The organism is Ramlibacter pinisoli (assembly GCF_009758015.1).
Lineage (GTDB): Bacteria > Pseudomonadota > Gammaproteobacteria > Burkholderiales > Burkholderiaceae_C > Ramlibacter > Ramlibacter pinisoli.
In genome coordinates, this window is sequence record NZ_WSEL01000003.1 from 1,702,012 (window position 1) to 1,716,953 (window position 14,942).

6 protein-coding genes are annotated in these 14,942 nt (G+C 73.9%); 1 reads left to right on the forward strand and 5 read right to left on the reverse strand.

Annotation, left to right across the window (positions count from 1 at the left end):
• Nucleotides 1-2 precede the first annotated feature (2 nt).
• Together GON04_RS09425 and GON04_RS09430 are read right to left on the reverse strand one after the other, a co-directional pair.
• Nucleotides 3-650: a Smr/MutS family protein gene (locus tag GON04_RS09425; RefSeq protein ID WP_157397641.1), complete on the reverse strand. Its 648-nt coding sequence runs from the start codon at nucleotides 648-650 to the stop codon at nucleotides 3-5.
• A 13-nt stretch (nucleotides 651-663) separates the two neighbouring features.
• On the reverse strand, nucleotides 664-1,068 hold the full coding sequence (locus GON04_RS09430; protein WP_157397642.1) for a group II truncated hemoglobin: 405 nt from the start codon (nucleotides 1,066-1,068) through the stop codon (nucleotides 664-666).
• A 60-nt stretch (nucleotides 1,069-1,128) separates the two neighbouring features.
• On the opposite strand from GON04_RS09430, the gene GON04_RS09435 reads away from it, so the two are divergent.
• Nucleotides 1,129-1,437 carry a hypothetical protein gene (locus tag GON04_RS09435; protein ID WP_157397643.1) on the forward strand — a complete coding sequence of 103 codons (309 nt, stop codon included), beginning with the start codon at nucleotides 1,129-1,131 and terminating at the stop codon, nucleotides 1,435-1,437.
• 10 nt (nucleotides 1,438-1,447) lie between these two features.
• On the opposite strand, the gene GON04_RS09440 is transcribed toward GON04_RS09435, so the two are convergent.
• The 3 genes from GON04_RS09440 to GON04_RS09450 all read right to left on the reverse strand — a co-directional run bounded on the left by GON04_RS09440 (nucleotide 1,448) and on the right by GON04_RS09450 (nucleotide 14,940).
• Nucleotides 1,448-3,970 (reverse strand): ABC transporter permease, encoded by a 2,523-nt coding sequence (locus tag GON04_RS09440; RefSeq protein ID WP_157397644.1) that lies wholly within the window; start codon nucleotides 3,968-3,970, stop codon nucleotides 1,448-1,450.
• A gap of 91 nt (nucleotides 3,971-4,061) precedes the next feature.
• Entirely contained in the window at nucleotides 4,062-10,373 is a 6,312-nt protein-coding gene (locus GON04_RS09445; RefSeq protein ID WP_157397645.1) for a type I polyketide synthase, read from the reverse strand.
• A 10-nt stretch (nucleotides 10,374-10,383) separates the two neighbouring features.
• Nucleotides 10,384-14,940: a MupA/Atu3671 family FMN-dependent luciferase-like monooxygenase gene (locus tag GON04_RS09450; RefSeq protein WP_181653969.1), complete on the reverse strand. Its 4,557-nt coding sequence runs from the start codon at nucleotides 14,938-14,940 to the stop codon at nucleotides 10,384-10,386.
• Nucleotides 14,941-14,942: the final 2 nt, after the last annotated feature.

The following is a 14,942-nucleotide window of genomic DNA, read 5'->3' on the forward strand; positions in this document are numbered from 1 at the left end:
GGCTAGCGCTCGGGACCCTGGGGCTTGAGCAGCACCACCAGCGCGCCGGCCCCGCCCTCGTCGCCGCGCGCCTGCACGAACGCCAGCACTTCGTTCTTCTGCACCAGCCAGGCCTGCACGCGGCCCTTGAGCACCGGCGTCTTGCCCGGCGAGCCCAGGCCCTTGCCGTGCACCACGCGCACGCAGCGCACGCCCTGCCGGTGCGCCTCGCGGATGAAGCCGGCCAGTGCCTCGCGCGCGTCCTCGCGCCGCAGCCCGTGCAGGTCGAGCTCGCGCTGGATGCTCCAGTGGCCCTTGCGCAGCTTGCGCGTCACGTCCAGGCCGACCCCGGGCCGGCGGAAGCTCAGGGCATCGTCGACATCGAGCAGGGTGCTGGCGTCGAACTCGTCGCTGAGCGACTCTGCCAGCACGCGCTGCTCGTCGAGCTGTTGCTGCACCGGGATCGGTGGCGGCTGGTCCCGCTCCAGCAGCACCCGGGGCGGGTGGCGCAGCCGCTGCACCTGGCCGGCGGCGCGCACGAACAGGTTGCGTTCGGCCTCGGCCTTGCGCTGTGCCTCGCGCCGCGCCGCTGCCTGCTCGGCGGCGGCCTGCTGCTGTTCGGCCAGCTTGCGCTGGATCGCCTGCAGGTCCTGGAGCGACTTGGCCTTCATTGCTGGCGCGGGCTCAGGCGCCGATGTTGCGCATCCAGTCGGCGGTCTGGAAGAACGAATTGCGCAGCCGCTCGCGCAACCGCGGGTCCACGCCCGTCTCGGCCATCGCCTGGTCCATGCAGGCCAGCCACTGGTCGCGCTCCTGGATGCCGATCGCGAACGGCATGTGCCGCATGCGCAGGCGCGGGTGGCCGAAGCGGTCGGTGTAGTGCTGCGGCCCGCCCAGCCAGCCGCTGAGGAACCAGAACAGCTTCTGCCGGGCGTTCTCCAGGGTGGTGGCGTGGGCCGCCCGCAGGGCCGCATAGCGCGGCTCCAGGTCCATCAGGTCGTAGAAACGCTCGACCAGCGCCCGCACTTTCTCCTCGCCACCGATCCATTCGTACGGCGTGTCGAACGGCGGCTTGTCCTCGGTCTGCATGGCTGCCATTGTCGCAGCGCGCGGCTTGCATTCCGGGGCCCGGGCCCCAGCTGCCATGGCATGAACACCCCGCTGACCACCCACCGCAACCTGGTCACGCTGGCGCAGGTGCTGCGCCGGCTGGAGCGCAGCAGCGTGCCCGTGGATCCCGAGCAGTACCGCTCGCTGGTGCACCACATCACGGCCGAACTCGAGAACCACCCGCACGATGCCGGCCTCGAGGCCCTGCTGGCGGCCGCCCCCGAACTGGCCGAGCTGTACGAGAACCTGCAGTACGAGCACGCCGGCCTGTGCCGCTCGCCGCTGGACGCCGGCATCCGGGCCGAGCAGGCGGCGCGCGCCGCCCTGGCCAAGGCCGCCGCCCGCTGACCTTCCCGGCCTAGTCGAGCGTGGCGCGGCGCAGCGTGTCCACCACGGGACGCTGCAGCACCTCGCGCAGGCCCCACCAGCCGGCCGCCAGCGCCAGCGCCGCGCCGGCCAGCGCCCCGGCCAGGGGCACCAATGGCGAGGCAGTCCAGGCGAAGTCGAACACGTACTTCGCCAGCCCCCAGCCCACCCCCACGGCCACCGTGCTGGCCAGGAAGCCCGCCAGCAGCCCGACCCCGGCCAGTTCCGCCCGCTGCACCTGGCGCAGCAGCGACCCCCGGGCACCCACCGCCCGCATGATGGCGAACTCGCGCGCGCGCTCCTCGCGCGTGGCCGTGACGGCGGCGAACAGCACCACCAGCCCGGCGGCGAGCGTGAAGCCGAACAGGAATTCCACCGCCCGCACCACCTTGTCCAGCACCGCCTGGACCTGGTTGATCGTGCTGGTCATGTCGACGTCGGTGATGTTGGGGAAGGCCCGCACCAGCGCGCTGTCGAAGCCCGGCTTCTCTGGCGCGCGGAAGGCGGTCATGTAGGTCACCGGCACGTCGGGCAGACGGCTGACCGGGAACATGACGAAGAAGTTGGCGCGCATCGAGCCCCAGTCGACCTTGCGCAGCGACGTCACCCGGGCCTCGGCCTGCAGGCCGCCGATGTCGAACCGCAGCTGGTCGCCCAGCTTCAGACCCAGCGTCTGCGCGATGCCCTCCTCCACGCTGGCGCCGCCACGCTCCTCGGGCGTCCAGCGCCCGGCCACCACCGCGTTGTGCGCCGGCCGGGTCGCGCTGTGCGACAGGTTGAACTCGCGGTCGACCAGACGCTTGGCGCGGTCCTCGACGTAGTCGTCAGGGCCGACGGCGCGCCCGTTCACCGCCACCAGGCGGCCGCGGATCATCGGGAACCAGTCGTAGCGCTGCACCCCGGCGGCGCGCAGCGCCTGCTGGAAGGCGTCGCCCTGCTCCGGCATGACGTTGATGACGAAGCGGTTGGGCGCATCGGGCGGGGTCGCCCGGCGCCAGCTCGCCACCAGGTCGGTGCGCAGCAGCACCAGCAGCACCAGCGCCAGCAGCCCGACCGCCAGCGAGCTGACCTGCACCACGGCGTAGACCGGCCGCGCCGACAGCTGGCGCGTCGCCAGCACCAGCCAGCGCGGTGCCGTGGCCTCGTTCACCGAGGCGCGCAGCACCTTCACCGCGATCCAGCTCAGCACGGCGAACAGCAGCACGGCGCCAGCGAAGCCGCCCACCGCAATGGCGCCGAGCTTGAGGTCGCTGCTGGCCGCCAGCAGCAGGGTGGCGAAACCGGCCACGCCGATGCCCAGCACCGCGGCCGAGGCCGGCTTCAGCGAGCCGACGTCGCGCCGGATCACGCGCAGCGGCGGCACCTGCGCCAGCTGCAGCACCGGCGGCAGCCCGAACGCGAACAGCAGCGTCAGGCCCATGCCGAGCCCGAATGCCACCGGCCACAGCGTGGCGGCCGGCAGGCTGGCTTCGACCAGCCCGGACAGCAGCATCACGAACACGAAGTGCACCGCGTAGCCCAGCGCCACGCCCAGCGCGCTGCCTGCCAGGCCGACCAGCGCGAACTCGAGCCCGTACGCCAGCGCGATGGTCCTCTGCGGCTGTCCGAGCACGCGCAGCATCGCGCAGTCGTCCAGGTGCCGGGTGGCGAAGCCGCGCGCCGCCAGCGCCACCGCGACCGCGCTCAGCAGCGCCGCCAGCAGAGCGACCAGGTTGAGGAACTTCTCCGCCCGCTCCAGCGTCTGGCGCATCTCCGGGCGGCCGCTCTCGAGCGACTCGACGCGCACGCCGCGCACCGCGGCGCGCGCGGCCTCGGCCTGCGCCCACTGGGTGAAGGCGCGCACTGGTGCGTCGTCGCCGGCGACCGCGAAGCGCCAGGTGACGCGGCTGGCCGGCTGCACCAGCCGGGTGGCCGGCAGGTCGGCGGCGTTGAGCAGCACGCGCGGCGCGAAGGACGAGAAGCCGGTGCCGCGGTCGGGCTCCAGCAGGATCACGCGTCCGATGCGCAGCCGGGCGTCGCCCAGCAGCAGCGGATCGCCGGGGGCCAGTCCCAGCGCCTCCAGCAGGGCCCGGTCGACCCAGGCCTCGCCGCGCAGCGGGATGTCGCGCGTGGGCGCGCCGGCCTGCTCGGGCGTGGCGGCCACGGTGAGCTGGCCGCGCAGCGGGTAACCCGGCTCGACCGCCTTGAGCGTCACCAGCCGGGCCGCGCCGCCCTGGGCCTCGGTGGCCCGGGCCATGGTCGGGAACTGGGTGTTGGTGACGGCCTGCAGCCCGAGCGCCCGCGCGCGCTGGGCGAACGCCGCCGGCGTCGGGTTGTCGCTCACCACCACGGTGTCGCCGCCGAGCAGCTGGCGCGCGTCGCGCGACAGCCCGCCCTTGAGCCGGTCGGCGAAGAAGCCGACCGCGGTGAGCGCGGCCACCGCCAGCGTCACGGCCACCACCAGCAGGCGCAGTTCGCCGGCGCGCAGGTCGCGCCACAGGGTGCGCCAGCCCAGGCGCCAGGGGGAGGTCGTCATGCGGCCGACATTACCCGATGGCGAATGCCCGTGCGGCGCCCGGCCACGGGACGAACGGCGCCCGGGCGCCGTTCGCCGCCGGCCAGGGCCGCTAGGCCACGGGGCTGATGAAGCTTCCCGTCACCACCGGCCGCTGTCCCGGCCGCTTGCCGTCGGCCGAGCCGGCATCGCCCTCGCCGTCCAGGCGGGCGAGTTCGCGCCGGATGCCCTCGATCACCTCCGACACGCCGGGCTCGGCCATCATGGTGAAGTGCGAGCCGCCGATGCGGGTGACGCGGATCGGTCCGGTGGCGTGCTGGTCCCAGCCCAGCGTCGGGCCGGCGTAGAGGTACAGCGTCTCGGCCTGCGCCGCCTTGAACAGCACCACCTCGCCGTCGTAGGGCTCCGGCCGGTACTGCGCCTGGGCGTCGGTGAAGTTGCGGAACAGGTGGAAGTCCACCAGTTCCGGCGGCAGCGGCTCGCCGCGGGCCAGCTTCTCCAGTGCCAGCTGGTAGCTGTGCTGCATCTGGCGGCCGCGCCGGCGCCGCACCGGCCAGTCGAGCGCGAAGTCCAGCGTCCAGTGGCGCTTGAGCCAGATCTTCTCGAGCAGCGGCACCTTGGCCGTCGCCGCGGTGGGCGACAGGGTGTCGATCATCAGGATGGTCTCGACCCGGGCGCCGTCGCGCCGCAACTGCTGCGCCATCTCGTAGGCGATCACGCCGCCGGCCGAATAGCCCGCCAGCCGGTACGGCCCGGTGGGATCGACCGCGCGGATCGCCTCGACGTACTGAGCCGCCATGTCCTCGATGGTCGATAGCGGCGGCAGCCGGCCGTCCACGCCCTGGGCCTGCAGGCCGTAAAACGGCTGCTGCGGGCCCAGGCGGTCCGAGATCACCTTGAAGTTCAGCACGTTGCCACCGGCGCCGTGCACGCAGAACAGCGGCCGGCGGTCGTCCGCGCCCTTGCAGATCGGCACCAGCGGCGACCAGGCACGCGGCAGCTGGATGACGTTGGAGGCCGGTGCCGCCGCCGGCGCCTGCTGTCCCGGCATCGTGGTGTCGAGGTTGCCGGCGTGCGCGACGATGGTCGCCAGCCCCGCCAGCGTCGAGCCCTGGAACAGCGTCGCCAGCGGCAGGTCGATGTTCCACTGCTTGCGGATGCGGGCGAACAGCCGCACCGCGGCCAGCGAGTGGCCGCCGAGCGCGAAGAAGTCGTCCTCGCGCGCCACCTCGTCCACGCCCAGCAGCTCGCGCCAGACGTCGGCGATCACCGTCTCCACCGGATTGAGCGAGGCCGCGTTGGCGGCCGGCGCGCGCGTGGCGGCCACCGGCAGCGGCTTGGGCGCGGCGTCGCTCATGGCACGCCGGATCGCCGACAGCGACAGCGACGACACCACCACGTCGCGTGCGCCGCCGCCGAGCACCCGCTCGAACAGCGCCGGCGCCTCCTCGGCGCGCAGGCCGCACGCCAGCATCGCCTCGGCCAGCGTCGGCTCGCGCCGCGCATGGGCATGGCGCGACATGGCGTTGGGATCGATGCCGCGCAGGCTGAAGCCCTCGAAGGTGGCGATCGGCGCTCCCTCGGGCGTGTGCAGGCTGACGTCGAAGGCGGCGAAGCGATCCTGCGGCGGCGAGCGCAGTTCCACCCGGCTGATGCTGCGCAGCGGCAGCGGGGCCACGATGCGGATGCGGTCGATCGACAGCGGCACGAACAGCATGTCCTTGCGCTGCGCCGGGTCGAGCAGCTGCAGGCCGAAGGTGCAGGCCATGTCCGTCACCGCCGGGTGCAGCGCGTACGGCTGCAGGTCGGTGGCGTAGCGTTCGGCCAGGGCCATCTCGGCCACGCCGTGCTTGCCGCCCAGCTGCATGCGCGCGATGTTGTGCCAGCGCGGTCCGAACTCGACGCCGCCCTGCGGCAACTCGCCCTCGCGCCAGCTGCCGCTGGGGCGCTGGGCGTGCGGCGCCAGCGTGCCGCGCAGGCGGGCGACGGTGGCGCGGGCATGCTGCTGCCACGGCTCGGCCGAGTCGCTGCGGCTGCGCACCAGGAACTCGTAGCCGTCGCCGCCGCGTCGCAGGTCGATGCGCACCTGGCGGCTGGCGCCGGGCTCGAACACCATCGCCTCCTCGAACGACAGCGAGCGGATCTCGACACCGGCGCCGGGGTGCAGCTGGGCCATCGCGGCGCGCGCGATCTCGATGTAGGCGGTGCCGGGCAGCACGGAACGGTCGGCCACGCGGTGCTCGCGCAGCACCCACAGGTCGTTGGCGCCGTACGTGGCCTCGAAGGCGGTGCCGGTGTCGTCGTCGACCTGGGTCCCGAGCAGCGGGTGGTGGTCGCCGGGCGAGACCGCCGGCGGCGCCGCGCGGCCGTAGGCGCGCGCGGCCATGCCGGTGTCGGCCCAGATGCCCCAGTGGATCGCCAGCCCGTCGGGCCGCGCGGCCGCAACGGCGTCCAGGAAGGCGTTGGCCGCCACGTAGTCGACCTGGCCCGGCGGGCCCAGGAACACGCTGGTCGACGAGAACAGCGCGAAGAGGTCGAGCTCGCCCGGCGGCAGCAGTTCGTGCAGCACCTGGGCGCCGGCCGCCTTGGGTGACAGCACCTGGCGCATCGCCTCGCCCGTCTTGGTCGCGATCGGGCCGTCCTGCAGCGTGCCGGCGGCATGGAAGACGCCGTGCACGGCGCCCCAGCGCTGCCGCACGTCGGCCAGCACGCGGGCCATCGCCGGCGCGTCGGCGACGTCGGCGGCGAAGGTCGCCACCTCGCCGCCCTCGGCCTCCAGGGCCAGCAGCCGGCGCAGCAGCGCCGCCTGCTCGCCGGTGCCGCCGGCCAGGGTGTCCCACTGGCTGCGTGCGGGCAGGGTCCGACGGCTGACCAGTGCCAGCCGCGCGCGGTAGCGCTGCGCCAGGAAGCCGGCGAGCTCGAGCGCGATGCCGCCCAGGCCGCCGGTGACCAGGTACACGCCGCCCTCGCGCACCAGGGGCTTGGCGGCGGCCGCCGTCGCGGACGGCTTGACCAGCTGCGCGATCCAGCGCGCGCCGTCGCGCCAGCCGACCAGGTCGGATGGCGTCGGCGTGCGGCACTCGGCCACGATGGCGCGTGCCGGTGCCGTGCCGGCGGCTTCCGCCGGATCAAGGTCGACCAGCACGGTGGACACGTTGGGCACCTCGCGCGGGATCACCCGCACCGGCCCCAGCGCCAGGCTGCGCACCGGGTGCTGCACGCGGGCACCGTTGACCGGCTGGCCGCCGGCGCTGACCACGGCCAGCCGCACCGGCTGGCGCACGTCCATCACCTGCAGCGCCTTGGCCACGTGCACCAGGCTGTCGAACGCGAGCGCCTGGCCGTGCAGCACGCCACCGCCCTGCCCTGTCGCCGGCGTCTCCAGGCTCCACAGATGCACGATGCGGTCGGGCAGCCGGCCGGCCTGCTCCAGGGCGGAGAACAGCCGTTCGTACTGGCTCTCGTCGGCCGCGTCGATGGTGAAGCCGCCGTCGGCCCCCGGGGCGAAGGCCGCGCCGTGGCGCACCAGCGTCGCCTTGCCGCCCTCGTCGGCGATACGCCGCAGCACCGCGGCCGCCAGCGGCCTGTCGCCGCCGAACACCAGCCACTGCTCGCCGGCCGCCACGGGGTCGCCCTGGGGCAGCGGCGACGGGCTCCATTGCGGCACGCCGAACCAGTCGTCCAGGCGCGGCAGGCGGCGCAGGGCCTGCGCCGGCATCGCCTCCTGCTGCGGCGCCTGCTCGTGGGTGACCTTGCCGGGCTCGATCCAGTGGCGCTGGTGGTCGAAGGCGTAGGTGGGCAGCGAGATGCGGCGCGGCTGGCCGCTGCCACGCACCGCGTCCCACGCCGGCGCCGCGCCGCGCGCCCACAGCGCGCCCAGCGAGGTGAGCATCAGCGGCAGGTCGCCGGTGGCCTCCTGCGGCTTGCAGGTCGAGGCCAGCACGGTGCGCGACTGGCCCTGCAGGTTCTGGCGCGCCAGCGCGCCCAGGCCCTGGCCGGGACCGACCTCGAGCAGCACGGTGTCGGCGCCCATCTCGAGCAGGCGCGCCAGGCCGTCGGCGAAGCGCACCGGCTGGCGCAGGTGGCGCACCCAGTAGCCGGGGTCGCCCAGCAGCGCGGCATCGGCCCAGTCACCGCTGAGGTTGGAGATGAAGGGAACGCCGGGAGCGGCGAGCCGCAGGCGCGCCACGCCCTGGCGGAAGCGCTCGAGGATGCCGTCGAGCAGGCGCGAATGCGCCGCGACGTTGATGTGCAGCCGGCGGCCTTCGCGGCCCTCGGCCTTGAGCCGCTGCTCGAGCGCGCCGATGGCGGCCACGGTGCCCGAGGCGATGGTGAGGTCGGGGGCGTTGATCACGGCGACGTCGAGGTCCAGCCCCTCCGCGACGGCCCGCAGGCCGTCCTCGGGCAGGTCCACCGCCAGCATGCCGCCGGCCGGCACCTCCTCGAACAGGTTGCCGCGCAGGACCACGACCGACAGCGCGTCGGCCAGGCCCATCACGCCGGAGATGGCGGCGGCCGCGTACTCGCCGGCGCTGTGGCCGATGACGGCGGCCGGCTTCACGCCCCAGCTCTCCCACAGCCTGGCGAGGGCGTACTCCAGCACGAACAGGGCGGGGATGTTGTAGCGCGGCTGCTCCAGCACCTTGGCCGCCTGGGCGTCGCCCGGCTCGCGCTCGAACATCACGCTGCGCAGGTCGGCCGGCGCGGTGCCCGGCATCAGCCGGAAGCACTCGTCGACCGCGGCGCTGAACGCGGGCTGCTCGAGCAGGTCGCGCCCGGCGCCCGGGTAGCTGGCACCGCCGCCCGGGAACATCATCACCACCTGGGGCGCCTGGGAACCGGCCTTGGCGGCCGCGCTGCGCAGCGGCTGGCGGGCCTCCAGCGAGGCCTGCAGCCCGGCCAGGTCGCGCGCCACGATGGCGCAGCGGTGCGGGAACCCGCGCCGCCCTTCCTGGGTGGTGAACGCGGCGTCCGGCAGCGTGAAGCCGGCCGGCGGCTGGGCCAGGAAATCGCTCCACTTGGCCTTCAGGCGCTCCAGCGACGCCGGAGTGCGGGCCGACAGTGCCAGCACCTGCCACGGCTGCGCCGGCGCCTGCACCGGCAGCAGCGGCGGCTCCTCGACGATGACGTGCGCGTTGGTGCCGCCGACGCCCAGCGAGTTCACGGCGGCGCGGCGCGGCGCCGCCGCGCGCTTCCACGGCTGCGCGTCCTGGACGACGCGGAACGGCGTCTTGTCCAGGTCGAAGCGGCTGTTCGGCCGGCTGAAGTTCAGCGACGGCGGGATCAACTCGTGGCGCAGTGCCAGCGACACCTTGATCAGCGAGGCGACGCCGGCTGCCGTATCGAGGTGGCCGATGTTGGTCTTGATCGAGCCGATGCCGCAGAAGCCGGTACCGCCCTCGCCGTAGGCCTGCGTCAGCGCCGCCACCTCGATCGGGTCGCCGACCGGGGTGCCGGTGCCGTGCGCCTCGATGTAGTTCACGCTGGCGGGGTCGACGTTGGCGATGCCCAGCGCCTCGACGGCGGCGCGCGCCTGGCCGTCGACGCTGGGCGCCAGGTAGCCGGCCTTCTGCGAACCGTCGTTGTTGACGGCCGAACCGCGGATCACGGCATAGATGTTGTCGCGGTCGCGCACCGCGTCCTCCAGCCGGCGTAGCACCACCATGGCGGCGCCGCTGCCGAACAGGGTGCCGCTGGCGCTCTCGTCGAACGCACGGCAGTGGCCGTCGGGCGACAGGATCTCGCCTTCGGCGTAGCGGTAGCCCTGGCGGTGCGGCAGCTCGATGCTGGCGGCGCCGGCCAGCGCCATGTCGCACTCGCCGGACAACAGGCTCTGGGCCGCGACGTGCACCGCGACCAGCGAGGTCGAGCAGGCGGTCTGGATGCCGACGCTGGGGCCCTTGAGGTCCAGCAGGTAGGAGACCCGGGTGGTGAGGAAGTCCTTGTCGTTGCCGGTGTGGCGCAGCAGGAACAGGCCGACCGACTTGCGCAGCTCGGGGTTGGTGAGCAGGTTGTATGGCAGGTAGGCCTGCATGCCGCAGCCGCCGAACACGCCGATGGCGCCGGCGAACTTCTCCGGCGGGTGGCCGGCATCCTCCAGCGCCTCCCAGGCGCACTCGAGGAAGTGGCGGTGCTGCGGGTCGAGGATGGCGGCGTCGCGCCTGGAGAAGCCGAAGAACTCGGCATCGAACGACTCCATGTCGGGCAGCACCAGCCCGGCGCGCACGTAGTTGGGGTCGGCCAGGTCGGCCTCGGGCACGCCGGCGGCGCGCAGCTCGTCGTCGGTCAGCCACTGGGTCGCCTCGCGCCCGGCGGCCAGCAGTTTCCACAGGTCGCCGGGCGTGCGGGAGGCCGGGAAGCGCCCGGCCATGCCGACGATGGCAATACACCCCGGTTCGATGCCGGGAAGGTTGGTGTCGCTCATAGTCCTCCCATCACACCGGCGTCGGGGTCTGCAGGTTGCGCGTGCGCAGCATCCGCCGCGCCTGCGCCCGGCTCTGCCCTTCGCTCACCGCGGTCACCGCCGCGCTGCCCGAGCCCGCCAGGTGCGAAGCCAGCGCCCGGATGGTGGGCAGCCGGAACATGTCGGTGATGGACACCTCGCGGCCGATGGCGTCCTTGACCCGCCGCTGCACCTGGACCACCAGCAGCGAGTGGCCGCCGAGGTCGAAGAAGTTCTCGGTGGTGCCGACCGACTCCAGTCCCAGCACCTCCTTCCAGATCGCGGCGATGGCCGTCTCCATGCCGGTCTCCGGTGCACTGGCGGCCCGCGGCGCGGCCGCGATGCGCGGATCGGGCAGCTGCTTGCGGTCGACCTTGCCGTTGGGGGTCATGGGCAGCGCCGGCAGCGGCACCACGATGCGCGGCACCATGATCTCGGGCAGCACCTGGGCGACCGCCTCGCGCAGCCGGGCGGCGTCGAGCGCCGCGTGCGGCCTGGCCGTCACGTAGGCGGCCAGGAACCGGTCGCCCGTGGCGTCGTCGCGCGCCACCACCACGGCCTGCTTCACGCCGTCCTGCCGCAGCAGCACGCTCTCGATCTCGCCCAGCTCGATGCGGTGGCCGCGCAGCTTGACCTGGTGGTCGATGCGGCCGAGGAACTCCAGCGTGCCGTCGGCCAGCCGCCGCACCAGGTCGCCGGTGCGGTACCAGCGCTCGCCGGCCGCATCGCGCACGAAGCGCTCGGCGTTCAGCTCGGGGCGGTGCAGGTAGCCGTCGGTCACGCCGTCGCCGCCGATCAGCAGCTCGCCGGGTACCAGCGCCGGGCAGTCCGCGCCCCAGGGCGTGCGGATGGCCAGCCGGGTGTTGGCGATCGGCTCGCCCAGCGGCACCAGCCCGTCGATGCGATCCAGCCTGCAGGTGGTCGACCAGACCGTGGTCTCGGTCGGGCCGTACATGTTGAGCAACGCGCCCGGCACCAGCGCGCGCAGCTGCGCCGCCATCTCCAGCGGCAGCGCCTCGCCGCCCACCATCAGCGCCTGCAGGCGCGCCAGCGCCGTGCGCCCGGTGGCGTCGGCCAGCAGCATCGCCGCCATCGAGGGCGTGCACTGCAGGTGGGTGACGCCGTGCTGCAGCACGTTGTCGGCCACCGACACGCGGCGGGTCGACGCGCGCGGCGCCCGGGCCGCCTCCATCAGCGCCTTGATGTCCTGCAGGTGCTCCAGCACGGTGTCCGGCGCGATGCCGAAGTCGATCAGGCAGGCGATCTCGTCGACGCCGGCCGCCTGCACCTTGTCCACCAGTTCCAGGCAGCGCTGCGGCGTGCCGATCAGGGCGCTGGTGCCGTAGTAGCGCTCGAACGCGTGGTCCAGCAGCGCGTCCATCTCGGCCTCGGACAGCGGCGCCGATTCCATGATCTCCTGCGGGCTCTTGCCGCTGGCGGCGCCGCGCTCGACGAAGGTGGGGAACGACCAGGCCGCCTTCTTGATCAGGTCGACCGAGCTGCGCAGGTACTTCTTCATCGGGCCGCGCGCGGCCTCGCGCGTGGAGGCCTCGTCGGCACCGATGAAGGTGTGCAGCATCAGCGTGACGTGGCCGGTGCCGGGGTGGCCGGCCGCCTGCCAGGCGGCGCGGTACAGGCGCAGCTTCTCGGCCACGTCCTCGACCTTCTGGCCGAGCAGGTGCGTCAGCAGCCGGCAGCCCAGGGTGCCGGCCTGCTCGAAGGTCTTGGGGTTGCCGGCCGCGGTGATCCACACCGGGATCTCCTGCTGCACCGGCCGCGGCAGCGTGCGGGTCTCCACCAGGTTGCCGTTGGGGCCGGGGAAGCCCACCGCCTCGCCCTTCCAGAGCCGGCGCACCACGTCCATGCGCGCGATCATTTCGTCCTGGCGCTTGGCGAACGCCTCGGGCATCAGGATGAAGTCGTTGGGCTGCCAGCCGGACGCGAAGGAGATGCCGATGCGGCCGTTGGAGATGTTGTCGACGAAGGCCCAGTCCTCGGCCACCCGTACCGGGTGGTGCAGCGGCAGCACGCAGCTGCCGGCGCGGATCTGCACGCGCGAGGTGATGCCGGCCACGGCGGCGCTGGTGACCACCGGGTTGGGATAGAGGCCGCCGAACGCGTGGAAGTGGCGCTCGGGCGTCCACACCGCAGTGAAGCCCTCGCGGTCGGCGAACTTCGCGCCCTCCATCAGCAGGCGGTAGTGCTCGCGCGGATCCTTGGAGTCGTCGCTGGCGAAGTAGAACAGGCTGAACTCGGGCGCTGTCGCGGCCTGCGCCGGCGCATCGGAGTGCAGCACCACGGTGATGCCGCGCGCCAGGGTCCAGTACAGCTCCAGCACCGAGATGTCGAACGACAGGCTGGTCACGGCCAGCCAGCGGCTGCCGGCCGGGTGCGGCACGCGCTGGTCCATGCCGGCGAAGAAGTTCATCACGTTGCGCTGCGAGACCACCACGCCCTTGGGCTGGCCGGTGGAGCCGGAGGTGTAGATGACGTAGGCGGCGCGGCCCGCGTCGGGCGACGGCAGCGCGGGCGCCTCGGCCAGCGGCTGCTGCAGGGCCTGCTCCAGCCGCAGCAGCCTGGCGGGGTCGATGTCGAGCGCGGCGGCGGTGGCAGCGCTGGCCAGCACCAGCGGCGCCTGGCTGTCCTCCACCATGAACTGCAACCGGTCGCGCGGGTACTCGGGATCCAGCGGCAGGTAGGCGGCGCCGGCCTTCCACACGCCCAGCACGGCGACCAGCAGCGCCGGCGTGCGCGGCAGGCACAGGCCGACCACCGCGCCCGGCTGCACGCCGCGCGCCACCAGGCGCTGCGCCAGCGCGGTGGACTGGGCATCCAGTTCGCGGTAGCTCAGGCTCTCGCCGCCATCGGTGACGGCGACCTGCTCCGGCGTGCGCTCGACCTGGGCGGCGATGGCCTGCTGCGCGCAGCTGTCGGCGTCGAAGGGCAGCGTCGTGTCGTTCAGCCGCGCGATCGCATCGACCTCGGCCGCCGGCAGCGTCGGGACCTCGCGCAGCGCGCCGGTGGTTCCGGCGAACCCCTGCAGCCAGGCGCCCAGCTGGCTGGCCATGGCCAGCACGGTCTCGGGCGCGAACACGGCCGGGTCGGCCACCAGTTCGAGCCGGCCGGCGGCATCGACGGCGACGAGCAGCTCGCCACCGGGTGGCAGCTCGGCGGCCGTGAGGGCCAGCGCCACCTTGGACAGCGCCGGCAGCGGCGACGGCCGGTGCTCGCCCAGGCGCAGGGGCAGGTCGCGCGTCATCGGGCCGGCGGCGCGCATCGCGGCCAGCTGCTGCTCCGCGGCGCCGGCGGTGGCGACGGTGGTCGCGCCGGCGGGCAGCGCCAGGGTGAGCGGGACCCAGGGCGTGAGCCAGGCGCGCAGGTCGCGCGCCTGCTCGCCGAGCGTCGCATCGGTGTACAGCACAGAGACCTGCTCCTGGCCGGTGAGCATGGCCAGCCAGGCCAGCACCGCGGCCACCGTGGTGCTGCCGTGCGCAGCCACGCCGACGCCCTGCCGCAGCGGCGCCGCGGCCGCGGCCTGCCGGCGCGGGTATGGCAGTTCGACCGGGGCCACCGCGTGGAGCGCCTGCCGCCAGTGCTGCTCGCCGCGCCCGATGGCTTCCAGGCGCTCGGCCAGGCGCGTGCAGGCGGCGCTGGCGGGAACCGACAGCACCAGGCCCGGCTGCAGGCCCACCACGCCCGGCACGCCCTGGATGCAGGTGCAGCCGCCCAGCCGCAGTTCACCGCCGCCGGCCGCGACCCGCACCGTGTCGCCCTCGATCCCGAGCACGGTGCCCGGCGCGGCCCCGCTGTCGGCGTCGACGACCGACGCCGTGCGCACCAGCACCACCTCGTCGCCGGCGACGATCTTGGCGCGGCCGAGCGGGTTCGCGTACTGGCCGAAGTCCAGTGCGCGCACCAGCGCGGCCAGTTCGCGCGCAGGGCGCGTGAAGTCCAGCGTGCCGAGGGCGGCCGGACGCCGGTGGCGGCCGAAGTAGCTGCGCTCGCCCCGCTGCGGCGACAGCACCAGCTCGCCGGCCGCCAGGTCCTGCGCGATCTGCGCGAAGCTGGCCAGCCCCGCCTCGTAACACTTGGCGTTGATGCTCAGCGCCGTCTCCTCGGGCGAGACCTCGAACGATGCCTGGCGCACGATGCGGCCCGCATCGGCGCGCTCGGTCATCTCGTGCCAGGTAACGCCGTGCACCGGCTCCTGCGCCATCAGGGCCCAGGCGGTGGCGTTCAGCCCGGCATAGCGGGGCAGCAGGCCGTCATGGAAGTTGATCGCGAGCTTGCCGGCGCGGGCCAGCACGGCGGCCGGCAGCATCTTGAGGTTGGCGACGCTGAACAGGTAGTCGAACGACAGTCCGTCCAGCTGCGACGCCCAGTCGCCCTCCATGCGCACCGCGCGCAGTCCCTGGGCCGCGGCCCAGTCCAGGTTGGCGCCATGGGCCGACACGACTGCCTCGATCGTGTGGCCGGCCTGGCGATAGGCCTCGGCGCACTGCACCAGCAGGCTGCCGTCTCCGATGAACACCGATGTTGTCGTTGCCATGC

Bases quoted from the DNA above. Each gene is read 5' to 3' on its own strand.
- GON04_RS09435 (WP_157397643.1), top strand. From the start codon at position 1,129: ATGAACACCCCGCTGACCACCCACCGCAACCTGGTCACGCTGGCGCAG.
- GON04_RS09450 (WP_181653969.1), bottom strand. From the start codon at position 14,940: ATGGCAACGACAACATCGGTGTTCATCGGAGACGGCAGCCTGCTGGTG.
- GON04_RS09445 (WP_157397645.1), bottom strand. From the start codon at position 10,373: ATGAGCGACACCAACCTTCCCGGCATCGAACCGGGGTGTATTGCCATC.
- GON04_RS09430 (WP_157397642.1), bottom strand. From the start codon at position 1,068: ATGCAGACCGAGGACAAGCCGCCGTTCGACACGCCGTACGAATGGATC.
- GON04_RS09440 (WP_157397644.1), bottom strand. From the start codon at position 3,970: ATGACGACCTCCCCCTGGCGCCTGGGCTGGCGCACCCTGTGGCGCGAC.
- GON04_RS09425 (WP_157397641.1), bottom strand. From the start codon at position 650: ATGAAGGCCAAGTCGCTCCAGGACCTGCAGGCGATCCAGCGCAAGCTG.